This is a genomic window from Stenotrophomonas sp. 116085_Sma (assembly GCF_056479585.1).
In genome coordinates, this window is record NZ_CM151057.1 from 1,371,259 (window position 1) to 1,397,078 (window position 25,820).

Annotated in this window: 29 protein-coding genes; 11 read left to right on the plus strand and 18 right to left on the minus strand. The window is 68.0% G+C overall.

Annotated features, from left to right (window positions below):
* Positions 1-41 precede the first annotated feature (41 nt).
* Positions 42-308 (plus strand): DksA/TraR family C4-type zinc finger protein, encoded by a 267-nt coding sequence (locus ACZK0Z_RS06355; protein WP_049430538.1) that lies wholly within the window; start codon positions 42-44, stop codon positions 306-308.
* 519 nt (positions 309-827) lie between these two features.
* On the opposite strand, the gene ACZK0Z_RS06360 is transcribed toward ACZK0Z_RS06355, so the two are convergent.
* A complete protein-coding gene (locus tag ACZK0Z_RS06360) occupies positions 828-1,421 on the minus strand; it encodes a mechanosensitive ion channel domain-containing protein (RefSeq protein WP_100443786.1) in 594 nt (197 codons plus the stop codon).
* 36 nt (positions 1,422-1,457) lie between these two features.
* Positions 1,458-1,637, minus strand: a complete 180-nt coding sequence (locus ACZK0Z_RS06365; RefSeq protein ID WP_049426785.1) for a hypothetical protein — start codon at positions 1,635-1,637, stop codon at positions 1,458-1,460.
* 126 nt (positions 1,638-1,763) lie between these two features.
* Between ACZK0Z_RS06365 and ACZK0Z_RS06370 the strand changes: the two genes are divergently transcribed.
* The 3 genes from ACZK0Z_RS06370 to ACZK0Z_RS06380 are packed head-to-tail and all read left to right on the plus strand — an operon-like array spanning position 1,764 to position 3,764.
* Positions 1,764-2,342, plus strand: a complete 579-nt coding sequence (locus tag ACZK0Z_RS06370; protein WP_012511790.1) for an RNA polymerase sigma factor — start codon at positions 1,764-1,766, stop codon at positions 2,340-2,342.
* Positions 2,339-2,872: a hypothetical protein gene (locus tag ACZK0Z_RS06375; protein WP_049426786.1), complete on the plus strand. Its 534-nt coding sequence runs from the start codon at positions 2,339-2,341 to the stop codon at positions 2,870-2,872. The genes ACZK0Z_RS06370 and ACZK0Z_RS06375 overlap by 4 nt, the downstream gene beginning before the upstream one ends.
* A gap of 10 nt (positions 2,873-2,882) precedes the next feature.
* Positions 2,883-3,764, plus strand: coding sequence for a DUF4097 family beta strand repeat-containing protein (locus tag ACZK0Z_RS06380; protein ID WP_197633465.1), 882 nt, complete (start codon positions 2,883-2,885; stop codon positions 3,762-3,764).
* 49 nt (positions 3,765-3,813) lie between these two features.
* On the opposite strand, the gene ACZK0Z_RS06385 is transcribed toward ACZK0Z_RS06380, so the two are convergent.
* The 3 genes from ACZK0Z_RS06385 to ACZK0Z_RS06395 all read right to left on the minus strand — a co-directional run bounded on the left by ACZK0Z_RS06385 (position 3,814) and on the right by ACZK0Z_RS06395 (position 5,892).
* Positions 3,814-3,996: a hypothetical protein gene (locus ACZK0Z_RS06385; protein ID WP_197633463.1), complete on the minus strand. Its 183-nt coding sequence runs from the start codon at positions 3,994-3,996 to the stop codon at positions 3,814-3,816.
* Between the two features lie 11 nt (positions 3,997-4,007).
* Complete coding sequence (locus ACZK0Z_RS06390) at positions 4,008-4,259, minus strand: YkgJ family cysteine cluster protein (RefSeq protein ID WP_008268341.1); 252 nt, start codon at positions 4,257-4,259, stop codon at positions 4,008-4,010.
* Between the two features lie 271 nt (positions 4,260-4,530).
* Entirely contained in the window at positions 4,531-5,892 is a 1,362-nt protein-coding gene (locus ACZK0Z_RS06395) for an Hsp70 family protein (RefSeq protein WP_049426788.1), read from the minus strand.
* 182 nt (positions 5,893-6,074) lie between these two features.
* Here ACZK0Z_RS06395 and ACZK0Z_RS06400 point away from each other — a divergent pair, with 182 nt between their 5' ends.
* Positions 6,075-6,410, plus strand: coding sequence for a zinc ribbon domain-containing protein YjdM (locus ACZK0Z_RS06400; protein WP_049426789.1), 336 nt, complete (start codon positions 6,075-6,077; stop codon positions 6,408-6,410).
* Between the two features lie 6 nt (positions 6,411-6,416).
* Here ACZK0Z_RS06400 and ACZK0Z_RS06405 read toward each other — a convergent pair whose 3' ends face one another.
* A complete protein-coding gene (locus tag ACZK0Z_RS06405) occupies positions 6,417-7,568 on the minus strand; it encodes a tetratricopeptide repeat protein (protein ID WP_197620137.1) in 1,152 nt (383 codons plus the stop codon).
* Positions 7,569-7,808: 240 nt separating this feature from the next.
* Here ACZK0Z_RS06405 and ACZK0Z_RS06410 point away from each other — a divergent pair, with 240 nt between their 5' ends.
* The 4 genes from ACZK0Z_RS06410 to ACZK0Z_RS06425 all read left to right on the plus strand — a co-directional run bounded on the left by ACZK0Z_RS06410 (position 7,809) and on the right by ACZK0Z_RS06425 (position 10,673).
* Positions 7,809-8,411, plus strand: coding sequence for a hypothetical protein (locus ACZK0Z_RS06410; RefSeq protein ID WP_197633461.1), 603 nt, complete (start codon positions 7,809-7,811; stop codon positions 8,409-8,411).
* Positions 8,412-8,460: 49 nt separating this feature from the next.
* Positions 8,461-8,634, plus strand: coding sequence for an oxidoreductase-like domain-containing protein (locus ACZK0Z_RS06415; protein WP_049402330.1), 174 nt, complete (start codon positions 8,461-8,463; stop codon positions 8,632-8,634).
* On the plus strand, positions 8,631-9,248 hold the full coding sequence (locus ACZK0Z_RS06420) for a DUF998 domain-containing protein (protein WP_197633459.1): 618 nt from the start codon (positions 8,631-8,633) through the stop codon (positions 9,246-9,248). Before ACZK0Z_RS06415 ends, ACZK0Z_RS06420 begins: the two co-directional genes overlap by 4 nt.
* A 78-nt stretch (positions 9,249-9,326) precedes the next feature.
* Positions 9,327-10,673, plus strand: a complete 1,347-nt coding sequence (locus tag ACZK0Z_RS06425; RefSeq protein WP_336339877.1) for a virulence factor family protein — start codon at positions 9,327-9,329, stop codon at positions 10,671-10,673.
* A gap of 80 nt (positions 10,674-10,753) precedes the next feature.
* Here the strand turns inward: ACZK0Z_RS06425 and mprF are convergent, their stop codons facing one another.
* A complete protein-coding gene (gene mprF / locus ACZK0Z_RS06430) occupies positions 10,754-13,318 on the minus strand; it encodes a bifunctional lysylphosphatidylglycerol flippase/synthetase MprF (protein WP_197633457.1) in 2,565 nt (854 codons plus the stop codon).
* 192 nt (positions 13,319-13,510) lie between these two features.
* Here mprF and ACZK0Z_RS06435 point away from each other — a divergent pair, with 192 nt between their 5' ends.
* The gene (locus ACZK0Z_RS06435) at positions 13,511-13,858 is read left to right on the plus strand and encodes a RidA family protein (RefSeq protein ID WP_049426796.1); all 348 of its coding nucleotides are present in this window, start codon (positions 13,511-13,513) and stop codon (positions 13,856-13,858) included.
* Between the two features lie 153 nt (positions 13,859-14,011).
* Here ACZK0Z_RS06435 and rnfB read toward each other — a convergent pair whose 3' ends face one another.
* From rnfB to ACZK0Z_RS06480, 9 genes are all read right to left on the minus strand, one after another.
* Positions 14,012-14,425, minus strand: coding sequence for an Rnf electron transport complex subunit RnfB (gene rnfB, locus ACZK0Z_RS06440; protein WP_197633455.1), 414 nt, complete (start codon positions 14,423-14,425; stop codon positions 14,012-14,014).
* 24 nt (positions 14,426-14,449) lie between these two features.
* A complete protein-coding gene (locus ACZK0Z_RS06445; protein ID WP_049426797.1) occupies positions 14,450-15,040 on the minus strand; it encodes an HAD family hydrolase in 591 nt (196 codons plus the stop codon).
* Between the two features lie 76 nt (positions 15,041-15,116).
* Positions 15,117-17,198, minus strand: coding sequence for a methionine--tRNA ligase (gene metG / locus ACZK0Z_RS06450; RefSeq protein ID WP_049426798.1), 2,082 nt, complete (start codon positions 17,196-17,198; stop codon positions 15,117-15,119).
* 102 nt (positions 17,199-17,300) lie between these two features.
* Positions 17,301-17,744, minus strand: a complete 444-nt coding sequence (locus tag ACZK0Z_RS06455; protein ID WP_049426799.1) for a DUF2147 domain-containing protein — start codon at positions 17,742-17,744, stop codon at positions 17,301-17,303.
* A gap of 429 nt (positions 17,745-18,173) precedes the next feature.
* Positions 18,174-18,578, minus strand: a complete 405-nt coding sequence (gloA2, locus tag ACZK0Z_RS06460; RefSeq protein WP_197620133.1) for an SMU1112c/YaeR family gloxylase I-like metalloprotein — start codon at positions 18,576-18,578, stop codon at positions 18,174-18,176.
* A complete protein-coding gene (locus tag ACZK0Z_RS06465) occupies positions 18,575-19,645 on the minus strand; it encodes a serine hydrolase domain-containing protein (protein ID WP_049427713.1) in 1,071 nt (356 codons plus the stop codon). Before ACZK0Z_RS06465 ends, gloA2 begins: the two co-directional genes overlap by 4 nt.
* A 16-nt stretch (positions 19,646-19,661) precedes the next feature.
* Positions 19,662-21,602 (minus strand): DUF885 domain-containing protein, encoded by a 1,941-nt coding sequence (locus ACZK0Z_RS06470; RefSeq protein WP_049427716.1) that lies wholly within the window; start codon positions 21,600-21,602, stop codon positions 19,662-19,664.
* Positions 21,603-21,697: 95 nt separating this feature from the next.
* Positions 21,698-22,483: a queuosine precursor transporter gene (locus tag ACZK0Z_RS06475; RefSeq protein WP_197633453.1), complete on the minus strand. Its 786-nt coding sequence runs from the start codon at positions 22,481-22,483 to the stop codon at positions 21,698-21,700.
* On the minus strand, positions 22,480-23,163 hold the full coding sequence (locus ACZK0Z_RS06480; RefSeq protein ID WP_049427719.1) for a DUF502 domain-containing protein: 684 nt from the start codon (positions 23,161-23,163) through the stop codon (positions 22,480-22,482). Before ACZK0Z_RS06480 ends, ACZK0Z_RS06475 begins: the two co-directional genes overlap by 4 nt.
* Before the next feature lie 76 nt (positions 23,164-23,239).
* On the opposite strand from ACZK0Z_RS06480, the gene ACZK0Z_RS06485 reads away from it, so the two are divergent.
* On the plus strand, positions 23,240-24,556 hold the full coding sequence (locus ACZK0Z_RS06485; protein ID WP_295551285.1) for a hypothetical protein: 1,317 nt from the start codon (positions 23,240-23,242) through the stop codon (positions 24,554-24,556).
* Positions 24,557-24,564: 8 nt separating this feature from the next.
* On the opposite strand, the gene ACZK0Z_RS06490 is transcribed toward ACZK0Z_RS06485, so the two are convergent.
* Both ACZK0Z_RS06490 and ACZK0Z_RS06495 read right to left on the minus strand, forming a co-directional pair.
* On the minus strand, positions 24,565-25,281 hold the full coding sequence (locus tag ACZK0Z_RS06490) for a hypothetical protein (protein ID WP_197633450.1): 717 nt from the start codon (positions 25,279-25,281) through the stop codon (positions 24,565-24,567).
* Positions 25,282-25,328: 47 nt separating this feature from the next.
* On the minus strand, positions 25,329-25,781 hold the full coding sequence (locus tag ACZK0Z_RS06495; protein WP_049427725.1) for a DUF4442 domain-containing protein: 453 nt from the start codon (positions 25,779-25,781) through the stop codon (positions 25,329-25,331).
* Between the last annotated feature and the right edge of the window lie 39 nt (positions 25,782-25,820).

Sequence of the window (25,820 nt, forward strand, 5' to 3'; positions counted from 1 at the left end):
TATCGTCTCCATATCAGGCGACACACCTGCGGAGGATGGCCATGGCCACCGGTTGGGCGGGAGACGGCGCGGTCCAGGACCAGATTGACGCCACCGTCGACGATGCGATCGCCCGCGCACGGCGCCAGCTGCGCGAGGGCCCCGGTCTGGAACACTGTGAGGAATGCGACGCGCCGATCCCGTTGGCGCGGCGCCGGGCTGTACCCGGTGTTCGGCTCTGCGTGGCGTGCCAGCAGGCGCACGACGACGAAGAGCAGGCGCACAGTGGCTACAACCGGCGCGGCAGCAAGGACAGCCAGCTGAGGTAAAGGGGGTTTTTATTGCAGGGCTGCGCCCTGCACCTGCCGAAGCCAGAGCTAGAGCCAGAGCAACGTCAAAAGCCTGCATTCCGTGGGATGGCGGGGCGGTGTGGGTGGTCAGGACACGCCGTAAACCCATCCATGGGGGCTCGATGGCGCCATCCATGGCGCCAACGGTCCTGCCCACCCAAACCGCCCCGCCTCTGACAGATTCCGTGCGCTGTTGGCGGGTGCCGACCGTTAGTCGGCACATCTGTCAGATATCGAATGAATTCATTCGTGCCGACCAACGGTCGGCACACACCAAAGCAGAACGCCGTTCCGACAGTTCGCGGAAAACTGTCGAAGGCGGGGTGGGTCTGGTTGAGGGGGCGTGAGCCGCATGGATGCGGCGACCGAGCTTACATGGACGTACTTGCAGCGTCCCCCTCAACCGGACCCACCCCGCCAACCCACGGAATGCCCGCCTTTGACGTTGACGTTGCTTCGGCAGGTGCAGGGCGCAGCCCTGCAAAGAAAAACCCACCCTCAGCCGTCGCCCTGGATGCCGCCCGGTGCCTGTGCCGGGTCGCGCCAGCGGCGCACCGTGCGCTGGAAGAACAGGTTGTTCGGCAGCTGCAGCACCGTGCCTTCGTGGCCGTCGCCGGTCTCCTGCAGCGTGGTGTAGATCAGGTTCACGTCGATCACCCGGCCCTTCAGGCCCGGCTTCTCGCCGTTCTCCAGCACTTCGATGTAGTCATGCAGGCGGAACGGGCGGGTGGTGAAGATCAGCAGCGTGCAGAAGATGTTGGAGAGCACGCTCCAGGCCGCGAAGAAGGCCACTGCGCCCACGGCCGCGAAGCCGGTGAACGCGGTCCACAGTACCGAAGGCGATGCGCCGAGCAGGCTGAGGATGTACAGCAGGGCGCTGAAATAGACCACGAAACTGCTGATCCGGCGTGCGCCCATCGCCATCTCCGGCGGGAGCGTGTAGTGCTCGGCGAAGCGGCGGATCAAGCGCCGTGCCAGCACTCGCAGCAGCCACGCGGCCAGCAGGGTGAGCAGGATCTTCCCGGCGATACCGGCGTCGTGGAGCCAAGGGTAGGTCCAGGCCGGCAGGTGATCCTTCAGCGACAACATCATGGGGGCGACGACAGGTGGCAATAACGGCCTTCGATGTTACCCGGCGCGTGCAGCGGATTCGACCGCTGGGGTCCAGGCCAGGCAGACCAGCTCCTGGCGGTGCTGCTGCAGGCAGGCGCGGCCGTTGTCTGGACGCAGCTGCAAGGACAGGCCCAATGCCTGCAGCAGTACGCAGGCGGCGATCACCAGCAGGGCGGCGCAGGATGGGCTGGACATGGCAGAACTCCTGGACGGCAAATTCGCGAAGGACCTTCCATGGATGCAGCAGCCGTCGAAAAGGTTGCATGGCATCGGCCGTCGATCAGCTCTAAACCTTTTTCCGGGTCGCGGCATCCAAGGGATATGCTCGACACCACCATGCCCGCGCCGCCTGCCGCCAACGACGCCGTCGACGAACCCGCTCTGGTGCGGGCGGCGGCCGCGGGCGATACCGCTGCCTATGAACTGCTGTACCGGCGTCACGCGCCGCGTGTATTCGCTGTCCTGTGGCGGTTGTGTGGCGGCCAGCAGGCACGTGCCGAGGATGCGCTGCAGGAAGCGTTCCTGCAGGCGTGGAAGGCGCTGCCGGGGTTCCGGTTCGAAAGCAGCTTGTCCACCTGGCTGCATCGGTTGGGCGTCAACGCCGCGCTGATGGAACTGCGCGGGCGTGCTGCCGGGCAGGACCACGACAGCCTCGACGAAGTGGACGGGGGGTTGCAGGAACTGGCGGTACACGACCGCTGTGCCGGCACCGAACGCGACCTCGAACGGGCGCTGTCGACACTGCCGCCACGGGCACGTGCGGTACTGGTACTGCACGACATCGAAGGCTGGAAACACCAGGAAATCGCCGAACAGCTGCAGATGGCCGTCGGCAGTTCCAAGGCACAGTTGCATCGTGCGCGCGGCCTGTTGCGCGCACGGCTGGGAGACATGACATGAATACACACGACCACGATTCCGACCACGATCTACTGGCACGGCTGCGCGCGCTGCCAAGCGAGCGCGACGTACCCACCGATGGCTGGGCACGCCTTTCGGCCCAGCTGCCGCCGCGTGAGCCGCAGGCGGCACCTGCGCCGGGCGACAACGTGGTGGCCCTGCCGAACCGTTCGCGTCGGCGTTGGTGGTTGCCGGTGGGTGCGGTGTTGGCGGCCAGCCTGGCGGTCTACGCCGTGGCGCCGTGGCGCCATGCGCAGCCAGAGGTGCCGGTACCTTCAGCACTGCAGCTGCAGGCTGCGGCGATGACCGAGCAGTACCAGCAGGCCGTGGCCGCGCTGCCCGATGGACGGGCGCCGGAATGGCAGCCGGCCCTGCATGAACTGGATGAAAGCGCGGCGCAGATCCGTGCCGCCCTGGCGCAGGACCCGCGTGCGCCGCACCTGCTTGGCCAGCTCAAGCGTACCTACACGCTGCGGCTGGAACTGACCCGGCAGGCGGCCTATGCCGCCGAGTCCGGCTTGACGACCTGAGGAGACCCCCATGACCCGAACCATGATTTCCTGCTGTGTCGCGCTGCTGCTGGCCCCTGCCGTGGCGCTGGCCGATACCCGCATCGACGAGCGCCATACCCTGGCCGCGGGCGGTCGCATCGAGCTGAGCAACGTCGCCGGCAAGGTGACCGTGCGTGGCTGGGACCGCAATGACGTGCAGCTGACCGGCACGCTCAGCGACGGCCTGCAGCTGCGCCAGGAGAAAAGCGCCAATCGCGTTCGCTGGGAGATCGAATACCCGCGCCGCAACAACAACGGTGGGGCCACGCTGGTGCTGAACGTGCCGCGCTCGGTGGAACTGTTGCTGAGCACGGTCAGCGCCAGCCAGGACATCAGCGGCATCGACGTGCGACGGCTGCAGGCCGACACGGTCAGCGGCAGCCTGAGCGCGGCTGGCCGCAGTGGCGACAGCAAGCTCAACACGGTCAGTGGCAGCGTCAGCGCACGCCTGCAGACGCCGAAGCTGGATGTGAACACCGTCAGTGGCCGGATCGAGGCCGGCGGCGGTGTGTCCGGTGATATCGGTGCGCAGACGGTGTCCGGACGGGTCGAGGTCGACGCCGGGCGCGTGCAGCGGTTGGCGGTGGAAACCGTCTCGGGCAGCATCGACCTGGCAGCAGCCGGATTGGCTCCCGGCGGCCGCATCAATGTCGAATCGGTCAGTGCCTCGGTCACGCTGAGCCTGCCGCGCACGGTGTCGGCACAGCTGTCGGTGAACAGCTTCAGCGGCTCGATCAACAGCGATGCCGGTCAGGTGGAGCGGCCGCGCTATGGGCCGGGCAGCCATCTCGATACACGTCTGGGCGGCGGTGATGGAGACATCCGCATCCAGTCGCATTCGGGCAGTGTGCGGGTGCGGCTGGACCGCTGAGCACGGTCCGGCAGGCCGCGGCGGCAGCGCCGCCGCGGTCGGAGCTGGCTCAGCTGGCTTTCTTCAGCGCCCAGGTGGTGCCGAGGACTTCGATCTTGCCACCGGCCTTGCGGAACGCTGCCAGGTCCGAAGCGATCGAATCGCTGCTGACCAAGGTGCTGGCGGCCGCGCCCTTGCGTTCGCTGCGGATGCTGTTGCTGGCCTTCGCGGGGGTCTTTGCCTTGCGGGGCATGGTTGCTCCTGTCAGGTGGAAGGGGAGGAAAGCGCCCAGGCATCGGCCTGGCGCAGGTAGTCCTGCCGCTCGCGGCGGCAGTCATCGCCGCCCATCGAAAACTGGCGGCAGATCGCCGGGCGCTGCGAATAGATCGTGCAGCGCAGGTGATAGGGATCGATCGCCGCGCACCAGCCTTCCTCGTTGCGCGCCATCACGGCACGGCCGTGCGCGTCGCGCGAGAGGAACTGGCCGGGCACGTGGTCGCCGGGCTGCAGCAGCACGGGCAACCGGCAACAGACCGCGTCACAACGGCGGCAGTCGATGGGTGCAGGTGCTGCGTCAGGTTGTAAGGCCTCAGGGGCCTGGCGGGTGCCCAAAGCGGGTCTCGATGGCGGCTCCGGTAGTACGCGGACCATGAACGAGCCAGGAAGGCATGGCCGCTAGGCCCGCAGGGCGGGCCAGGCTGCACCGTGGACACACACCGGCGTGGCCGGTGGAAGGTGCAGCTGGGATCTAGCCGACCAAGAGTAACTTAGACCGCGTAACGTTTTGTTAATCCTGGCTGGCTGCCGCCAGTGCCAGGCCCTGGACCACGCCCAGCGAGGGCTCGCCCTGGACCATGCGGGCGCCCGGGAAGGCCTCGGCCACGGCCTGGCGCAGGTAGCCTGCACGGGACATGCCGCCGGTCAGGAACACCGCATCCGGATCGCCACCGATGTCGCTGCGGACCTGGGCCAGCAGTTCGCGGATCTGCTCAAGGTAGCCATGGGCGGCGGCGGCCAGGCCGTCGGCGCTGCTGTCGGCATGCAGATCGCGGGCGATGTAGTCCAGCGTGCTGCGGTGCTCGCTGGCAGCGCTCAGGGCGATCTTGGCGCGTTCGACATCGCGGTACAGGCGGGCGGTATTGCCGGTGTCCTGCAGCGCCTGCAGGCGGTCGCCCCACGGTGCGTCCACATGGTCGTACTTGTGCAGGCGGAACTCGCGCTGGCGGGTCATGTCCTGCACAGTGGCCGCTTCCACATAGTGGTGGGCCGGCACGCGGGTGATGCCGCGGCCGAACAGCGGCATGTAGCTGGACAGGCTCAGCGCCAGGTCGATGTCGGTACCGCCGCGGGCGATACCCCAGGCACGGTGGATGCGCGGGGCATCGTCCCCGCCGACTTCGGCATGCGCGATATCGGTGGTTCCGCCGCCGATGTCGACGATCACCGCCTGGTGCCGCTCGCGGCTTTCGGCGTGGTAGTGCATGGCCGCCGCGGCGGGTTCTTCGAGGAAATCGATCTGGTCGAAGCCGGCCTGGGTGGCGGCCTCGCGCAGGATGTCCAGCGCCTGGTCGTTGCCGGCCGCGCCGATCGAGCTGCGGAACTGCACCGGGCGCCCGAGCAGGGCCGAGCGCAGCGGTTGGCCGAGCTGGGCGCTGGCGGTCAGGCGGATGTGTTCGAGGATGTGCGCGGCGATGCCGGTGATGGTCTGCTTGGCGCGTGGGTGCAGGTTGTAGCCGAGCATCGACTTCGGGCTCTGCACCAGGTTGCCTTCGTGTTCCTCGAAATAGGCTTCCAGCGCTTCGTCGCCGTAGACCGCGTTCTGCAGCAGGTCGCTGGCGCTGCGTTCCTGGCCGGCGCGGGCCTCCATCCATTCACGGCGCAGGGCGCGCAGGGCTTCACGGCGCAGCGCCTGCGGCGTGCGTTCCTGGCCGGCGGCACGGGCTGCACGCGCGGCGCTGTCGATCATCTGCTGCAGCTGGTGTTCCTGGCCGTCATCGAGCTGGAAGTCGTCCGGGTCGGGCACCACGCCAGGGAAGTACACGCTGGTGCGGAACTGCTCGGCGTCGCCGAAACGGATCGGCAGCAGCTTCCCCTCATGCACGATGGCGGCGGCGGAGTTGCTGGTACCGAAGTCGATGCCGAGGCGCATGGGGAGTTCCGGGGGCGATCAGGGGCCGCGCACTCTGCTGCAGTTCGCGACCGACTGCAAGTTCCAGCGTCATGGCTGCTCCAGCTGCGGCCATGGCGGCGGCCGGGCATCTGCCAGGGAACTGGGGCCCCGGACCGGGCGGTTACAATGGCCGCTGTTGATTCACTTTGAGGTACTTGCCGATGTCGTCCGTTCCCGCCTGCCCGCAGTGCACCCTGGAAAACACCTATGCCGATGGCGCGCTGTGGATCTGCGCCGATTGCGGTTTCGAATGGACCGCCGAGGAAAGCGCCGGTTCGACCCTGATCGTGCGTGACAGCAACGGCAATACCCTGCAGGCCGGGGACACCGTCACCGTGATCAAGGACCTGAAGGTGAAGGGGTCTTCGATCCCGCTCAAGCAGGGCACCGTGATCCGCAACATCCGCCTGGTCGAAGATGATGCCGAGCACATCGAAGGCAACTCGGACAAGATCAAGGGCCTGGTCCTGAAGACCTGCTTCCTCAAGAAGGCCTGATCGGTCTCAGCGCCTGGCCTGCTGCTGCGCGCGCCAGCGGGCCAGGCTGTCCAGCTTGGCCTGGTAGCGTGCCTGCTCCGGTGCACCGCCCAGAAGCTGCGCGCGGGTCAGTTCACGGTCGGCGCGCTCGAGCTGGCCGGACAGGAAATACACGCGCGCCAGTCCGAAGTGGAACTGGTGCGCGGTGTCATAGAGGCGCACGGCCTGCCGGTAGTAGCGGATGGCTTCGGCCAGCCTTCCGGCCTGCTCGGCCTGCGTGCCCAGCATGTACTGCGCGAACGGGTCCTCACGCTGCACCGACTTCAGGCGTCGCTCCAGGGCCTTGGCCTGTGCCTCCAGCCCAAGCTGCCGATACAGCGCGCTGGCATTGGTCAGCGCTGCATCCTGGCGGCCGTCCAGGCGCAGGGCGCGGTCCAGTGCCTGCCGCGCCGCATCGGTGTCGCCCTCGCGGTTGTCGAGCACGCCCAGGTTGTTCCAGACCGAGGGGAACGCGCGGTCCTGCACGACCGAGGCATCGAAGAACGCGCGGGCGCCGACGAGGTCTCCTTCGGCCATGCGTTCGGCACCACGATTGTTGTAGAAGTGGGCCAGTGCACGCGCGCGGCTGACCGGCTGCGGGCCGTGGCGGTCGTAGAGCACGTTGCGATCGAGGTCGACCGTGGCGTAACGCCCCGCGATCTCCACGCCTGCGTTGACGTGGCCCACGCTGTAGACCACGCCGGCGTCCTGGTCCTGGTACCAGGACACGACCTGGCCGACTTCCTGCACGCGGGCCTGGATGCCAGCCTCACGCGCCAGTGCCACGAACATGAGCGTGAAGGCGAGGCAGTTGGCGCGGCGCTGCTGCCAGACTTCGCCCACGGTGTAGGTCGCGTTCGCGTCGTACTGCAGGTCCAGCCCCTGGCGGCCGAAGATCATTTCCACCAGGGCCTGCAGCCGCTGTTCGCGCGATGAACTGCGGTCCATCACCTGCGCCTGCAGCATGGCGCGCATCGCAGGAGGAATGGCGAAGACCTGTTCCGGCGAGGGGATATCCGCGGCGGCGGTGATGCCGGCCGGAGGCGGTGCGTCGATGCGGGGGCGGTCCTGTGCGCAGAGCGGCGCGGCCATCAAGGCGGCCAGGACCACGACGGGGATGCGGGCGGCAGGGCGGTGCATGACAGTTCCCGGCAGCGGCGGGCGCTCCCGCCTGCAGCGAGTGTAGACCCGGTGGCGCCGCGCCGCAGTGACCGTTGGTCGGCGCGTGGCCGGCACGGCGTTTCATCCACAACCGATGTGGACCAGCGCTCGACAAAGCTGTGGACAACCTCCTCCAGGCCTCACCAGGCAAGCGTTGTGAGTGCGTGGTGAAAAAACAACCAGCTTGCCGCAGGGCAACGCAGGCGGGATGATCCGGGCATGGATTTCTCTCCACTGACGCTGGCTCCGGCGCGGTGGCAGGCGCTGCAGGACAGTTACGCAACGCCGCCCCGCGCCTACCACCACTTCGGACACGTACGCGCGGTGCTGCAGCACTGCCAGGACGTGGCTGACGGCCCGGGCTGGCAGCAGCCGGCCGAGGTCTACCTGGCTGTGCTCTACCATGACGCGATCTATGTGGCGGGGCGCAAGGACAACGAAGTGCGTTCGGCGGCGCTGGCCCTGCAGGCGATCGCACGGGACCCGGAACTGGCCGGCGTCGACGCCGCGCGGGTCGAGCAGTTGATCCTGCTGACCGCCCACCATGGCGATCTGGGCCCAGACGACGTTGATGCCGAGGCGGCCCTGTTCCTGGACTGCGACATGGCGATCCTGGCCGCGCCCAAGCCGGTGTTCGCCGCTTACGATCGTGGCGTGGCCGAAGAGTACAAGGGGGTCGTGCCGGGCTTCCTGTACCGCGCCGGGCGTCGCCGTTTCCTGCAGGGGCTGCTGCGTGCGCCGCGCATCTTCCTCAGCGACTTCTTCCACCAGCGCCTGGACGCGGCCGCGCGGGAAAACCTGCGCCGGCAGCTGGCCCGCTGAGCCGGCCCGGTACACTGGGGCCTGCTTCCACCGATTGCCGCTTCCGACTGTGTCCGTCCCTGATCCCGATCCCCGCCCGCTGCCCCCCGAAGAGCCCGGTCCCAACGAGTGCTGTGGCAGCGGTTGTCCGCTGTGCGTGCTGGATCTGTATGCCGATGAGCTGCAGCGCTATCGCAAGGCGCTGGCCGAATGGAAGGCACGGCATCCGGAGGCAACGCCATGAGCCGCGCACGCCCGGCGGCAGTGCTGGCACTGGTGGCGTTGCTGCTGTTCGTCGCCACCGCGCTGTGGACCCAGTTCGCACGCAGCGATCTGGACTGGGTGCGGGCCACGCTCAGCCTCTACCTGCACGGGCCGTGGGGGTTGGCGCTGCGCGCTGCATACTGCCTGCTGGCGTTGGCCATCGCGGTTCTCGGCATTGCGCTGTATCGCGGCAGCATCGGCCCTCGGCGCAGTGCGGCGGCGCCGCTGTTGTTCACTGTCTCTGCACTGGGGCTGGCGACGGTCGCCATCGGTGACAGCTGGCTGCCTGAAGCGACTCCGCTGCTTGCACCGTTCATCCATGGGGTGGCGGCCAACACCGCGTTCCTGTGTGCCAGCGTGGGCATGCTGCTGCAGGCCTGGTACCTGCGCCGTGAACCGGGCTGGCAATCCGCCGCCGGCCTGCTCTGGGGCTGGGCCTGGCTGGCGTTCGTACTGCTGTGGCTGCACGTGTTGTGGCGCGCCGGCCCGCCGCGCGGGCTGGGCCAGAAGGCGGTGATCGTCGTGATCGTGGGCTGGCTGTTGTACCTGGCCCTGGCGCTGTACCGCCGCGGTCGCCGTACCGCGGCCCACTGAATCCCCAACGGCCTGCGCCGGTACGTGCCGTGCACGCGGCGGCGGCGTATCGTGTGCGCATTCCATCGGGGATGCGATATGAAGCGTGCAGGGCTGGGCAGGGCAATGGGTGTGGTTCTGGCGCTGGCAGCGCTGCCGGCAATGGCGGCGGCCAACGTGCAGCAGTTCAGCCATGGGCGGTTCGAGCAGATTCCGGTACACATGCCGGCCGGTACGCCGCAGCGGGTGGTGATCTGGTTCCATGAACCCACCGCCGGTGGTGATACCAGCCGCCTTCCGATCGAGGCCCTGCGTGCCGATGGCGCGATGGTCGCTGCGGTGGACATCGCGCACCTGCGCAGCGTGCTCGAGCGCGAGGGTGATCCGACCTGTTCGTTCGGTTCCGGCGACGTCGAGAACTTCTCGCGCTGGTTGCAGGCCTCCCTGCATCTGCCCGGCTACCACCTGCCGCTGGTCGGTGGTGATGGCGAAGGCGCCGAGATGGCCTACACGCTGGCCGCACAGGCCGACACCCAAGTGTTCGCTGGCCTGCTGACCACCGGCTTCTGCCCGGAGCACAGCCACGAGCGCATGGTCTGCGGCGACGGTGTGAAGCACAACAAGCTGCAGCCTGCCGAGTTGAATTTCCCGTGGCTGAGCGCCGCCGGCGGCCATGGCTGCAAGGTTGGCGAGGCCAGCCGCTTCGTGCAGCAGGTGGCGATGGCACGCGAGTTCAAGCGCACCGCACGCGGCGATGCTTCACCGGGCCTGGTGGCGGCGGCGCGGGTGATGGGCGCGCAGGTGGGCGTCAGCCTGGCACCGCCTCCGGCCGCGCTGAAGGGCCTGCCCGTGGTGGAGGTGCCTGCCGCCGGTAATGGCGACACGCTGGCCGTGTTCGTTTCCGGCGATGGCGGCTGGGCCGGCCTGGACAAGGACGTGGCGTCGTCGCTCAACGAGCATGGCGTGGCCGTGGTCGGCATCGACTCGCTGCGCTACTTCTGGAGCGAGCGCACGCCGAAGGGCTTCGCCACTGACCTGCAGAAGATCATCGATCACTACCGCCAGCAGTGGCATCGCGACAAGGTGATGCTGATTGGTTTCTCGCAGGGCGCCGACGTGCTGCCGGCCACCATCAACCAGCTTGATGCCGGCACCCGTGACGCGCTGGACCGTATCGTGCTGCTGTCGGTGGGCAGGAAGGCTGACTTCGAATTCCATGTCAGCAACTGGCTGGGGGGGGGCGGCGACGGCCTGCCGATCGCGCCGGAAGTGGCGAAGCTGCCGGCGGCGAAGACCCTCTGCGTGTATGGCGACAAGGATGACGACGCGCTGTGCCCCGGCCTGCCGGCCAACGACGGCGTGCAGAAGGTGAAGCTGCCGGGCGACCATCACTTCAATGGTGATTACGACCGCCTGGCCGAAGTGATCCTCAAGGGCGGCGCGTAAAGCGGAGGGCGTGCGAACCAACGGTTCGCACCCACCAGAGCGAGCCGGTTGCGCCGGGCCATGCCCGGCGGGTCGGGGCGTCAGTTCCGCCTCGGGTCCAGCGAGATCAGCCGCGTGGCATCCAGCAGCGCCGCCGGCAGGTGCATGCCGCCCGGCGCAGCCAGATAGCGCGGTCGCCACTGCGGGTCGAACTTCGACTTGAAGCGGCGCAGGCCACTGAATCCATAGAAGCGTTCGCCATGCCGCGCCAGCAGGCCGGCCAGCCGGTTCCAGCGCCCAGCCAGGCGGTGCTGGGCCAGCCCGGACAGGGGCGCCATGCCCAGCGAGAAACGCGCATAGCCCTGTGCACGACCCCACAGGAACAGCTCGATGAACAGGAAGTCCATCGTGCCCTTCGGGGCCTCGTTGACGTGGCGCATGAGGTCCACCGACAGCTCGGCACCGGCCGGTGCCTGCCACAGGTTGGCGAATGCCACGATCTGGCCCTCGGCTTCGACCAGTGCCACCGGGAAGCGCGCCAGGTAATCCGGATCGTAGCTGCCCAGCGAGAAACCCTTCTCGTCGCCGGCCTTGTCTTCCAGCCACGCGTTGGAGATCGCGTGCAGGCGCGGAAGCAGGCTGGGAACCTCTTCCACCGGTGCCACGCGGAACGACAGGCCGCCGCGCTTGCCGCGGTTCCAGGCCTGGCGCAGGTCGGCGCGTTCGCGGCCTTCCAGGCCGAAGTCGTGCAATGGCACGATCGCTTCCTCGCCCAGCTTGACCAGGCCCAGGCCCAGGTCGAGATAGGTCTGCCAGTAGGTCTCGCCGATCTGGTAGAACACGGGGCGCAGGCCGAGCCGGTCGGCTTCCTCGCGGAAGCGCCAGATCAGCGCGCGCGCGACCTCGGGCGGGCCGACCGGATCGCCCATCGCGATCAGCGATCCGCCGTAGCGCTGCATCATCACGAAGCCCTGCTTCGCGTCATCGCGCAGCACCGCCTTGTCGGCGGTCAGCACCAGGCAGGCCTGGGTGTCGGTGGCACCGGCCAGGACCGGGGCCAGTGACCGCAACGTGGCTTCGTCGGCCGGTGGCAGCGGGCTGCGGGTGCTGTGCAGCAGGCGCGCCAGGCCGAACATCACCAGCGCGATGGCCACCACCAGCAGCGCACGCAGTGCGCGCGGTGCGTTGCCGGATATCGCAAACTGCCACCACAGCTCGTTCTGGTATTCGACATGGCTGTAGGTGAAGAACAACAGCCAGGTGACTGCCACCAGTACCAGGCCGAGGTTGCGCAGCCATGGCCACGACCAGGCTTCATCCAGCAGCGCGCCCTGGCGATAGAACTCGCGGCGCGCGGCCCACAGCGCCATCGCCACCAGCAGGGCGGAGACCGCGATCAGCGGTTGGCCACCGCGCAGCCACAGTGGCAACGGGGTGATCACGCACACGGCCATCGCCAGCATCCATGCGGCATGGCTGCGCCGGGCCAGGCCCTGGCCGATCAGCAACAGGGCGACGCCGCTGAGGCTGCCGATCAGATGGGACGTCTCCAGGATCGGCAGTGATGCGTTGACCAGGTGGCGGCGCGGCGTGGGCAAGGTGCCGTCGATGACCAGTGCAGCACCGATGCTGAACACTGCCAGCGCGATGATCTGCGGAAGCCACGGCCGCAATGCGTTCCAGCCGGCACGGGTTGCACCGGCACTGGCCTGCAGCGGTTGCCGCAGCGCCGGAGCCAGCGCGAGCAGGGTCGCCAACAGCAGCGGCAGCACGTAGTAAGTGACGCGGTAGATCAACGCCGCAGCCAGCACCGCAGCCGGTGCGACCTGTGGCAGCAGCTTCAGCAGGCTCCATTCGAACACGCCGAGTCCGGCGGGCACGGTCGAAACCAGTCCGGCCAGCACCGCGACCAGGTACAGGCCAACGAAGCCGGGCAGGCCGGTCGGCGTCGAGTCCGGCAGCAGTACGTAGAACGCGGCGCTGGCCAGCACCAGTTCGATCACGCTGAGCACGGTGACGCCGATCATGGTGCGGCGGTCGGGCAGCCACAGCGCATGGCCGAACACGCTGAACTGACGCCCATCGCGGCCGACCAGCAGCAGGGTGGCCGCATAGGCCAGCAGCGCGACGATGCCGACCACGCGCACCGCATCCGGGTCCAGTGGCAGTGCAAGTGCCGCGGCCGCCGGTTCCATGCACAGCGCCACGCTGATCAGCAGCCAGGCGCCGAACACGAAGCCGAGCGTGCTCATCAGCACGACCTGGCCGATCTGCGCCAGGTCCAGGCCGGCGGTGCGGTAGCCGCGCAGGCGCACCGCACCGCCGGTGAGCGCGGCAAAGCCCACGGTCTGGCCGAGCGTGTGCGCCAGGAACGCCGTAATGCCGATGCGCGCCGGATGCACGCGGATGCCGCTGCGGCGCAGGCCGATGGCATCAAAACCGATCAGGCAGGCATAGCTGGCCAGGCCCAGCACGACAGTAAGCGCGATCTGCGTGCCACTGAGCTGGTGGAAGGCATGGCGGATGGCGCGGTAGCCGTTCTCATCGAACTCGTTGGCCAGGCCGTGCAGCGCCAGCGCAAGGATCAGCAGCGGGACGACGATGGTGAGGACCCGCTTCCATGCCGGGGTGGAGGGAGCGGTGGCGGGAGCGGTGGTTTCGGTCATCGGCGCAAGCGTGCGTCAGGGAGGGCGAGGGTGGTGTCAATGCAGCCGTGGCGCATCGTGCGCCTGTCGCTGGCATTTGACCAGCGCCGCTGTCGGAAGCCGGTAGTGAGCGTGCGTGGACGGCTGCCCTGCACCCATCGTTGACCGGTTTGGAGGACAATGCAGGCCTGATCACCCGCAGGAGCCACGCCCATGATGGAGCGTTACGACGTCGGACCGCGCATGTCCGAAATGACCGTGTACAACAAGGTCGCCTACCTCTCCGGCCAGATTCCGGAAGACACCAGCCAGGACATCACCGGGCAGACCCGGCAGGTGCTGGCGGAGATCGACAAGCTGCTGGCGCTGGTGGCCAGTGATCGCCAGCATGTGCTGCGCGCCGAAGTGTTCCTGGCCGACATGGCCGACTTCGACGGCATGAACAAGGCATGGGATGAGTGGGTGGTGGAGGGTGCGACCCCGGCGCGCGCCACGGTCGAGGCCAAGCTGGCCCACGCCGAGTGGAAGGTCGAGATCGTAGTGACGGCGGCAGTGCCGTAACGGCAGGCAGGGGCCCCCCCACCAGCGGAGGGGGGGTGTAGAGTCGACTGTTAGTCGACTGCTCTTGGCTTCCGGGATTGAAAATCCCGCGCTGCGCGCGACAGTCGACTAACAGTCGACTCTACACCCGCACACCGTCGGCTGGTCCGGTGGCTACGCTGGTACCAGCTCGATGCAGTCCACCGGGCAAGGCGGGATGCACAGCTCGCAGCCGGTGCACAGATCGGCGATCACCGTGTGCATGTACCTGGCGCCGCCGACGATGGCGTCCACCGGGCAGGCCTGGATGCACTTGGTGCAACCGATGCAGTCGGCTTCCACGATCAACGCCACCTGCGGCGCCTTGTGCTCGCCGCGCGAGCGATCGAATGGAATCGCCGGTATGCCCAACACCTGGGCCAGCGCGCGTGCACCGGCATCGCCACCCGGTGGGCAGCGGTCCACGCCTGCCTCGCCACGCGCCATCGCCTGCGCATACGGGCGGCAACCGTCGTAGCCGCATTGCCCGCATTGGGTCTGTGGCAGCAGGCGGTCGAGGCGTTCGGTCAGGGGCGGGATCAGGCTCATGCGTGGCGAAGGCTGCGCGTTGGGTTACTTCAGGGGTTTGCCGCGGAACCAGCGCTCGTGGGCCAGCGCCAGCATCGGCTTGTCTTCGGAACTGTCACCGTAGGCATGGATGCGCACGTAGCGCGACAGATCGAACTGGCGACGGATGTGCTCGACCTTGCGTGGGCCGCAGTCGCCACCGGCATAGCGACCGGTCAGGCGGCCGTCCTGGCTTTCCAGCCGGTTGCAGATCAACTGCAGGCCCAGCTGCTCGCACCACGGCCGCAGGTACAGGTCCAGCGAGCCGGACACGATGACCACGGTGTGCTGCTGTTCCTTGTGCCAGCGGATCTGCTCCAGCATTTCCGGGCGCACCACGTCGGGCAGGAACTCGCGCGAGAAGCCGGCGGCCAGGGTGGCGATGTCGTCACTGTGGCGGTCGCTGAAGGTCAGGCGGGTGACGCGCGCGCGGATGCGTTCGGCCGAGATCAGCTTCAGCTTGTACGCGAGCAGCCACGGGCCGACCTTCCACCACGCCTGCGCCAGTTGTTCGGCGGTGGCCACGCGGCGCAGGAAACGGCCGTAGGTATCGCAGGTGGTCACGGTGTGGTCGAAGTCGAACAGCGCCAGTTCCATTCCGTTGCCTCCCATCGCGTTGCCCCGTGGCCGGTGCCGCCGGCGGGCGCGGCCGCAACCACGCCCGCTGCAGGCTTCAGCGGACCGGCATGCCCGGCTGTGCGCCGCTGTCGGCGTCCAGCAGCGCCAGCGCGCCACCGTCGAAACCGGCCGACAGGATCATGCCTTCGCTCAGGCCGAAGCGCATCTTGCGCGGGGCCAGGTTGGCGATGAACACCACGCTGCGGCCGACCAGCTTCTCCGGCTCGCCGTAGCTGCCACGGATGCCGGAGAAGATCTGGCGCTTGCCCAGTTCACCGGCATCCAGTTCGAAGCGCAGCAGCTTGTCCGAACCGTCCACGAACTCGCAGACCAGCACCTTGCCGATGCGCAGGTCGAGCTTGGCGAAATCGTCGATGCCGATGTAGGTCGGGGCGTCGGCGCCCTTGGCTTCTTCCTTGGCCGGTGCCGGTGCGGCCGGCTTGACCGCTTCGGTCTTGGCGGCGGGGGCGGCGGCAGCGGCCGGCTGCAGGGTGTCCTTGGAGGCGTCGATCATGGCGTCAATCTTCTTCGGGTCGATACGGGTGAACAGCGGGGTGTAGTCGGTGATGCGGTGGCCCAGCAGCGGCTGCGCCAGTTCGGTCCAGTCGTTCACCGGCGCGGCCAGGAAGGCCTCGGCCTGCGCGGCGGTGGCCGGCAGCACCGGTTTCAGCGCGGTGACCAGCACGCGGAACAGATTCAGGCCCTGACTGCACACCGCTTGCAGCTGCGCGTCGGCGCCTTCCTGCTTGGCGATCACCCACGGCTTGACGTCGTCGATGTAGCGGTTGGCTTCGTCGGCCAGGGTCATGGTCAGGCGGATCGCTGCAGCCGGGTCATTGCGCTCGTAGGCTTCACGGATCGGCGCCAGACCGTCGACGAAGCGCTGGTACTGCGCCGCATCGGGGAGCTGCGCGGCCAGCTGGCCGTCGAAGCGCTTGCTGATGAAGCCGGCGCAGCGGCTGGCCAGGTTGACGAACTTGCCGACCAGGTCGGCGTTGACGCGGGCGATGAAGTCACCCAGGTTCAGGTCGAGATCGTCGACGCCACCGCCGGACTTGGCGGCGTAGTAGTAACGCAGCGCTTCCGGTTCCAGCCCGGCGTCGAGGAAGGTGCGCGCCATCACGAAGGTGCCGCGCGACTTGCTCATCTTGGCGCCGTCCACGGTCAGGTAGCCGTTGACGTGCAGGCGGGTCGGCGCGCGGTGGCCGGTGCCGTGCAGCACCGCCGGCCAGAACAGGCCGTGGAAGTTGACGATGTCCTTGCCGATGAAGTGGTGCAGCTCGGTGCTGGTACCGGCGCGCAGGTGCGCTTCGAAGTCCTCGCCGAGCCTGCCGCACAGGGTCTGGAAGCTGGACAGGTAGCCGATCGGCGCGTCCAGCCAGACATAGAAGTACTTGCCCGGCTGGCCGGGAATCTGGAAGCCGAAGTACGGCGCATCGCGCGAGATGTCCCACGCGCGCAGGCCACCTTCGGCATTGAGCCATTCTCCGAGCTTGGCCTTCACGCCCGGCAGGGCGACGTCGCCGGCCAGCCATTCGCGCAGGAACGCGTCGAAGTGGCCCACCTCGAAGAAGAAGTGCTCCGAATCGCGCATTTCCGGCGTGGCACCGGAGATCACCGAACGCGGCTCCTTCAGGTCGGTCGGCGCATAGGTGGCGCCGCACACTTCGCAGTTGTCGCCGTACTGGTCGGGGCTGCCGCAGTTCGGGCAGATGCCCTTGACGTAGCGGTCGGGCAGGAACATGCCCTTGGCCGGGTCGTAGAACTGCGCCACCGAACGACGGCTGATGTGGCCGGCCGCTTCCAGCTTCAGGTAGAACTGCTCGGTCAGCGCCTTGTTGGCCGCCGAATTGGTCGAGTCGTAATGGTCGAAGGCGACGCCGAACGCGGCGAAGTCACGTTCGTGGCTGGCCTGGATGTTGGCGATGAAGGTTTCCGGGGTGACCCCGGCCTTTTCCGCAGCCAGCATGATCGGCGTGCCGTGGGTGTCGTCGGCGCAGACGAACCAGGCCTTGCCGCCGCTCATTCGCCGCGCACGCACCCAGATGTCGGCCTGGATGTAGCCGACCAGATGGCCCAGGTGCAGCGGGCCGTTGGCGTAGGGCAGGGCGGTGGTGACGAGCGCGGTACGGGTCATGGTCGCGGGGTGAAGCCGAGGGGAACCGCAGAGTATCGCATGCCCGCAACGAGGTGACCCGGCCGGGGCCGGGTCACGGGGATGAAGCGGGGGCCGGGGCGCTTATTCGCGCTGCCAGGTCTGCGCGCGGCAGATGAAGGCGATGCAGCCGGACACGTCAAGCCTGGTGCCGCCGGGCTGCAATTCCATCTTCGACTTGTAGGTCTTGCCATTGGCCGGATCGAGGATGGTGCCGCCGGACCACTTGTTGGCGCCGTCGGCCTTCAAGTTCCAGAGGATGGTCATGCCCTTCACCGGCTTGTTCTTGTTGGCGCCTTCACAGCCGTCACAGACCGGGTTCGGGCCCTTGTCCGAGTGCAGGATGTCGACCACCTTGCCGGTCAGGGTGCCGTTGGCGGCCTGGGTGATCTCGACGATCGACTTCACCTTGCCGGTCTTGTCGTCGATGGTCTTCCAGCGGCCGGCGGCGCCATCGGCGGCCTGCGCCGAGAGCGCGGCCAGGCACAGCGGCAATGCCAGCAGCAGGGTCTTGAAGGTCTTGCGCATGGTCCCCTCCCAGGGTTCATTCCGGCACGATGCCGGTACGGGTCGACTGTATACCCATTCGGCGGGGTATGGGGAAGGGGGGGGCTTTGCAGGGCTGCGCCCTGCACCCGCAGAGGCAACGGCAACAGCCGAAGCAACAGCAAAAGCGGACTTGCTGGGGGATGGCGGGGCACTGTGGGTTTGCGGGGCCGCCGTAAACCCGTCCCTGGGGGCTTGGTCGCCGCATCCATGCGGCTCACACCCCGCAAACCCACAGTGCCCCGCCTTCGACAGGTCTCCGCAATCTGTCGGAATGGCTCGGCCTGCTCTTGGTGGGTGTCGACCTTGGTCGACACGTAGATCCACGCCATGCGTGGATGGCGTTTCCGGTGGCGGCGGCGGGATCAGATCCCTTTTCCGTCGGAAAAGGGATCTGACCCCCGAGGGGCGTCAATCGACTTCGTACAGCTCCAGCGGCAGGCCGTCGGGGTCGGCGAAGAAGGTGAAGCGGGCGCCGGTGTATTCATCCACGCGGATCGGTTCGCAGTCCACGCCGTGGCTGGCCAGGCGTTCGATGAACGGCTCCAGCGCAGCGACCCGGAACGCGAGGTGGCGCAGGCCCTGGGCTTCGGGGCGGCTGGGCCGGGGCGGCGGCGCGGGGAAGGAGAACAATTCCAGCTGGCTGCCATCGGGCAGCGCGAGGTCCAGCTTCCAGGAGTCGCGCGCGGCGCGGTGGTTCTCGGCCAGTACGCGCAGGCCGAGGATCCGCACGTAGAAGTCTTTCGAACGCGCGTAGTCGCTGCAGATCAGTGCGGCGTGGTGGATGCCCAGCAGGGCGTCGGAAGCGGCAGTCATTGCAGGGTGTCCAGCCAGCGCTGGGCAATCTTCAGCGCCAGCGGATAGGGTTCGGGGTCGTTGCGGTTGGTCAGCACGATCACGGTCAGGTGCTTTTCCGGGTGGCGCACGATCACGTTGCGGAAGCCGATGCTCTCGCCGCTGTGCCATTGCACCGGGCCGTTCAGGCGCCAGCCGAAGCCGTAATGCGGCACGTCCGGTTCCGATGTGGTCGTGGCCGGGCTGAACATCGCGCGACGCGATGCCTTCGACAGCAGGCGGTCGTCATACAGCGCGGCATCCCAGCGGGCGAGATCGTCCAGCGAGGAATAGATGCCGCCGTCGCCGAGCACGGCGCTGGTGGTGCTCTGGTCGGTGCGCTGCCAGCGGCCGTCGATCCAGCTGTAGCCATAGGCACGTGCGGCCACCGTATCAATACCGTCCTGGTGGGCCACGGTGTGGGCCATGCCCAGCGGCGCGAAGATGCGCCGCTGCAGGAAGGCGGCGAAATCCTGGCCGGAAGCGCGCCCCACGATCAGTGCCAGCAGTGCATATCCGCTGTTGCTGTAGCGGTACTGCGTACCGGGTGCGAAGTTCAGGCGGTTCTCGCGCGACAGCAGGGCCAGCACATCGGCATCGTGTACCTGCCGTGTGTCCGCCGGGTCCATCAGGTCTTCGTAGTCGAGCAGGCCGCTGGTGTGCGACAGCAGCTGGCGCAGGGTAATGGCCGCTGCGGCCTGCGGCAGTTCCGGAAGCCAGCGCCGCGCCGGCTGGTCCAGCCCGAGCCGGCCGTCTTCCACCAGCAGCAGCACCGCCGCAGCGGTGAACTGCTTGCTGACCGAGGCCAGCCGGAAGTTGCTGGCGGCGGTCACGGCAGTACCGTCTTCCACCACCGCCAGGCCATAGCCGCGACGGAACACCGGTTGCCCGTCGTGCAGTACCAGCACTGCGGCGCCGGGTACCTGGCCATCGTAGGCCTGCATCAGGCCGTCGATACCCGCATCCGGTGGGGTCAGCACCGGTGCGGGGGAGGTGGCCAGCGGCAGCAGGCCCAGCACGACGGCGAACAGGACGACGGCAGGGCGCATGGCGGCTCCGGAAGGGTCAGGGTGAAGGGGTGGGTGCAGCGCTGGCCGGCTGCGCCATCCAGCGCTCCATCTTGCGGTCCAGCACGTCCAGCGGCATTGAGCCGTCCTTCAGCAGTTCGGCATGGAACCGGCGCAGATCGAAGGCTGCACCCTGGCGTGCCTTGGCCTTGTCGCGCAGGGCAACGATGGTGGTCAGGCCAGCGACGTTCGACAGTGCCTGCCCGGGCTGGGCCATGATCCGCTCGACTTCAGCGTTGGCATCATCGCTGCTCATGTCGACCGTCTTCTGCAGGTAGGCCACGGCCTGCTGCTTGCTCCAGCCCTGTGCATTGACGCCGGTGTCGGCGACGACGCGCGCGGCGCGCAGCAGGCGTGAGTACAGGTAGCCGATACGGTCGTAGGGATCGGTGTAGACGCCGAGGTCTTCACCCAGCGTCTCGGCGTACAGGCCCCAGCCTTCGACGAACGCAAGATCGCCACCGAGGCGACGGAAGCGTGGCAGCTTGGCCAGTTCCTGCTGCAGGCCCAGTTGCACGTGATGGCCGGGAATCGCTTCATGCAGGTACTGCACCGGCACGCTCCAGCGCTTGCGGCTGGGCAGGTCGCGGGTGTTGATGTACAGCACGCCCGGCTGCCCGGCCGGCGACGGCTGATAGGCTGCCGCGGCGGCGGTGAGCGCACGTTCCGGTTCCACCGCACGCACTTCCAGTGCGGACTTCGGCAGCGTATCGAGCACCTGAGGCAGACGCGCGTTGACCTGCTGCTGCACCTGGCGGTAGCGGCTGATCAGGGCATTGGCATCGCTGTACTGGAACTGGCGATCGTTACGCATGCTGCGCAGCAGCTTGGTCGGCGTGCCGCGCAGCTTCGCGTCCTTCATCACCGTGGCGATCTGTGCCTGCAGTTCCTGTACGCGTTGTTCGCCCAGCGCGTGCAGCTGTGCGGCGGTCTGGTCGCTGGCGGTGGTCTGCACGATCAGGTTGGCATACCAGGCCTGGCCGTCGGGCAGCGCGCCCATGCCGCTGCTGGCGCGCGTGGCCGGCAGGTACTCGGTGGCGATGAAGCCGCGCAGGGCGCGGTAGGCCGGCATGATGCGCAGCTCGATCATGCGCTTGTATTCGGCGCTGATGCGCGCCTTGTCTTCGGCTGCAATCGTGTTCGGCATCGTGCGGATCGGCGACCAGAAGATGCTCTCTTCAGCGGTCGGCGTGATCACCGCATCCAGCTGCGGCAGCACCTTTTCCATCAGGTCGCGCGGCTGCACCACGCCGGCCTTCATGCCCTGGCGCATGTTGTCGATGGCCTGGTCGAACAGTTCGGGAATGCCGAGCGAGCGGCGCGACCAGGTGTCGTAGTCCTGCACGGTGTTGAACGGCTGCGCGCCGGCGCCGGAGCCGAGGATCGCCATGATGCTGCCGATGTTGTAGTACTGGCTGATCGGCATCATCCAGCTTGGGTAACGCTCGGCAGCCAGCGAGGCGCGCGCGTCACGTACGAAGATCTCGTAGCTGAGCAGGTCCTGGCCCTGCAGGCCGTCGCTGCCGAGTTTTTCGACCTTGCCCAGCCACTGTGTGGTGAAGTCGTGCGACTGCTGGCGCCAGGTGGCGGACAGGATGTTGGGCAGCTGGTCGTTGTAGCGCGGTTCGCCCTGGAACGTGGCCTGCAGCGGGTTCAACCGCATCGAGGCATCCCAGTACTCGTCGTACAGGCGCTCCAGCTGTACCTGCTTGGGCACGGCACGGGCTGGTGCGACCGGACGCGGCGCAGCGCGGCGCGTCGAACTGCCACGGGCCGGTGCGGTGGCACGGGTGGGCCTGGCCTTGGGCTTGGCGGCTTGGCGGGTCTGCGCAGCGGCAGGGCGGCTGGCCTTCTTCTTCGCTGCTTCGGCCGGCGGCACGGCACTGAACAGGAACAACGCAGCAATGGCAGCGGCCAGCACGCGGGGGGAATACGGCATCAAGAAGCTTCCGTGGAACACAGACCGTGGAGCTTGCACGATCCGCGCGCGTACGGCCAGCGTGAAGGCGCAGTCAGCTTGGTGGCGCTGGGGCTTCAGTCAGCCGCGGCGGCGGCCCGCAGCGCGGCCGCCCTGTCTGCGCCCAGATAGCGGGTGATCGCACGCCGCATCAGGTACAGCAGCGGAATCAAGGCAATCGCAAAACCCATCTTGTAGATGTAGTTGACGCTGCTGACGGCCAGGAACAGCGAGGTCGGCCAGTGCTGCGGGCCGAGCACGAAGGCGATCCAGATCACCACGAAGCTGTCCACCACCTGCGAGATCGCGGTGGATCCGGTCGCACGCAGCCACACGTGGCGCTCGCCGGTGGCCTGGCGGATGCGGTGGAACACTGCCACGTCGATCAGCTGGCCGAGCAGGAAGGCCACCAGCGAACCGGCAATGGTCCACATGCCCTGGCCGAACACGGCGGCAAACGCGGCCTGGTAGTCCGGAACGCCGTGGCGGTCCATCGAGGTGACCCACCAGCTGGCCGGCGCCAGCGAGATCGCAGCGAAGGCGAATAGGAAGCCATAGGCGATCAGGACCACGGCCAGCCACGAGATGAAGCGCACGCCGCGCTTGCCGAAAAACTCGTTGATGGTGTCGGTCATGATGAACACCACCGGCCACAGCAGGGTGCCGGCGGTGAAGCTGAGCGAGCCGGTCTGGCCGAACAGGTTCCAGTTCAGCGGATCGATGCCGAGGGTATCTTCCAGCGCGAAGATCTTCACGCCGATCAGCTCGGCCAGCACCGCATTGCCGCAGAAGAACGCGGCCAGCACGATGAACAGCAGCACCGCGCGGTCCTGCAGCGGGCGCTCGATCGGCGCTGCGGTCATTCGGCGCGTTCGCCGGCGCGGGTGAACGGCACGCTGGACGGTGCGACGGCGCCGCCGGAAATGATGAAGCTCATCGCCTGGTCAACGGTCCAGTCGGTGGGCGTCAGCAGCTCCACCGGCACGATTTCCAGGTAGCCCGAGGTCGGGTTCGGCGTGGTCGGCACATACACCGCGGCCAGCTCGCGGTCGGTGCCGTGTTCCTTGATCACGCGGGTGACCAGACCGACCGACTTCATGTCGCGGTGCGGGAAGTCGATCAGCACCACGCGCTGGGTGCTGCCCGGCTCGGTCTGCAGCATGTCCAGCAGTTTCTTGGCGCTGTCGTAGATGATGCTGGCCAGCGGGATGCGCTTGATCACCGCGCCGACCCAGCGCAGCAGGCGCTGGCCCAGCACGCGGCGGCTGGCCACGCCCACCGCCAGGATCACCAGCAGGGTGGCCAGCAGGGCGATGGTGTCCTGGATCCACTCGGCGCGGACCCAGCCCAGATAGTGCGGGAAACTGGTTGCGATCTGTTCGGACAGCGGCACCACCAGCGGGCTGGAGATGCCCGACAGCAGTACGAACACGAACTTGACCACGACCCAGGTGAGCCAGATCGGCAGCAGGGTCAGCAGGCCGGTCAGGAACAGGCGCTGCAGGGAAGGGCGGGGCACCAGGGCGGGGGCTTCGAGCGACATGTGCGCATTGTAGCGGTCACTGCCGGTCGATTACGCTGGCGGATCGACTGCGGCAACGAGCCATGGAAGGGAAGCTGTGTTGAAGATTCTGCGCGGACTGGGGTGGACCCTGGCGGGCCTGCTGGTGCTGGCCATCGTGGTGTGGTGTGCCTCACGCATGTGGCCGGTGCCGGAATCGCGATTGCAGGCGCAGCAACGGCTGGAGGCGCGGCTGCCGGCGAACGGGCGCAATGGCTATCCGCTGTTGTGGACACTGGCCTTTGACGACCTGGATGCCGGTCAGCGCGAGCAGGCGCTGGCCGAGGATGTGCGGCGCTGGGAGGCCGGCCCGCGCGGTGGCAACCTCACCCCGTCTCACCTTGCGGCGAACCACGCCGAACTGCGCGCGCGGGCGTCCGCCAGCTGCGGGCCCAGCGCCCGCGACTGCCTGGCACAGGTGCGGGCCGATCCGCAGCGGTTTGCCGAGGCCCATGCCGGCCATCGCCAGCTGCACGCACGGCTGGACGCGCTGGCCGAAGCGGACCACTTCGTGTCGCCGTTCAGGCCGAAGGGCGACGGCATCATGGTGCCGCTGCCGACCTACGGGTTGATGCTCGATGCCACCAGTGCACGCGCACTGGCCTATGTGCAGGGGGACATCGATGGCGCGCTGCGTGGCAGCTGCCGTGGCCTGCAGCTGGGTCGTCGGCTGGTGCCCGGTGGCAGCTATCTGGTCGAGAGCATCATCGGCGCCAGCCTGGTGCAGGCCAATGCGCAGCTGCTGGCCGACATGCTGGTGGAACTGCCTGCCGACCACCCGCTGCCGGCCGAATGCGAACGCGCCATGCAGCCGATGCGGGCCGACGAGCAGAGCCTGTGCCGTGCAATGCAGGGCGAGTACGCGATGAGCCGCGCGGCAATCGCGTCTTCGGCCCAGGAATTTGGCGGGGTCCTGGTGCTGGACCGCAGTAGTACGCTGGCGCGCGTGGCGGGCAATCTGGGCTGGGCCTGTGGGGCGGCAGCGACCGCGGCACTGGAGGCGGACCGCCCGCTGCCGGTAGCGGCGCCGCTGCAGCATGACTTCGGGTGCCTGTCGAACGTGATGGGCTGCGTGCTGACCGACATTGCTGGCCCGGTCTATCCCGCCTATTCGTCGCGCACCCAGGATGCCGCGGCGATGCTGCGCCTGCTGGGCGCGCAACGCTGGCTGCGGCAGCAGGCGGGGGACCCGGTGGAGGCGCTGCAACGGTTGCCGGCGCAGTTTGCCTCGCCGGTGCGGGCGCCACAGCTGTCCGCCAACGGGCGTTTCCTGCAGGTACCGCGTCGCTCGCCCACCCGCGGCAACGACGAAAGCCCGTGGCTGTCGGTGCCGTTGGCGGCCGGCGCCGCCCCAACCGCCGCTGCCCGCGACTGAGCGGCGGGTCAGTCGCCGCCGGCCTGCGGATCGAACACCCCGCCATCACCAACGGTCTGCAGCGTCCAGCGGCGGCTGCCGCGCAGTGGCTGCCAGCGCACGCTTTCCTTGTCGTCCTCGATGCTGCCCTCGGTCCGCTTCACCTTGCGCGTGGAAAAATTCACGCTCACCGAGGTGGCCTGTCCTGAATTGCGCATCACCGAGTTCTGGTCATAGCCGATCAGCGCGAAGGCATCGTCCTGCCAGCGGAAGGTGAAGGCGGTGGTACCCATCGACCAGCTTCCCGCGCTGGAGAAGGAAAACAGCGCCACCCTCAACGTGCCGCGCTGGATGCTGACACCGCCATCTTCAAGCGGGTCGCTCATCACCGGGTTGTCCGGCCGAGGAATCAGATGGTGGTCCTGCACCGCCAGCACATAGCCGGCCGGGCGTGACCACGCCACGGCGAGAATGCGCGGGTTGCTGTCGTAAGGCGATGGGCCGAAGCCATCGTGCTCGATGACATTGCGCGGATCCTGCTGGCGCAGCACCAGCACCAGGTCCGCGCGGCCATCCCGGTCGAGATCGCCTTCGATGCTGGACTCCAGCGTCCAGCCCTCGGGCACGAAGCCGGTGGCAGTGGCCGCCTGGGCCGGCAGCGTCGGGTATTGCACCGGCGGCAGGTCGAGTGCATGGGCCGCGCAGGGCAGGGGGCTCAGCAGTGCTGCAAGGGTGTAGGGACGCATCGGAGCCTCCATGGCAGGGGGCCAGAGGATAGCGCCTGTGCGGAGAATCAGCGCGCGTGCGGCTTCAGGCGCAGGTACACCTGCTTGCGGACCTGTGCGACCACCTCGCCGCTTTCATCCACCACGTCGTTGCTGAACCAGCGCAGCACCTTGTCGCCGCTGGCGGCCTCGGCGCGAAGTTCGTCCAGCAGCGCGTCATCGATGCGGAATGATGTGCGTACGGTGCCACGGCCGGGCTTGAGGAAGTCGATGGCGCCTGCGCGGTCCCACACGTAGTAGTCGCGGCCGAGGATGTGCAGCAGGCCGAGCATCCAGAACGGATCGGTCATCGCGAAAAGGCTGCCGCCGAAGTGGGTACCAACGTAGTTGCGGTTCCATGGCCGCAGGCGCAGCTCGACATCGATCTGCCGGTAGTCGGGGGTGATGCGGGTGACGTGGATGCCGGTGAACAGGAAGGGCGGCCAGAGGTTGATGCCGAAGCGGAACAGGCGGGCGTTCATGCGGATCCGGGGGGCGCTGGGCGAGGTGTCCAGTCTAAC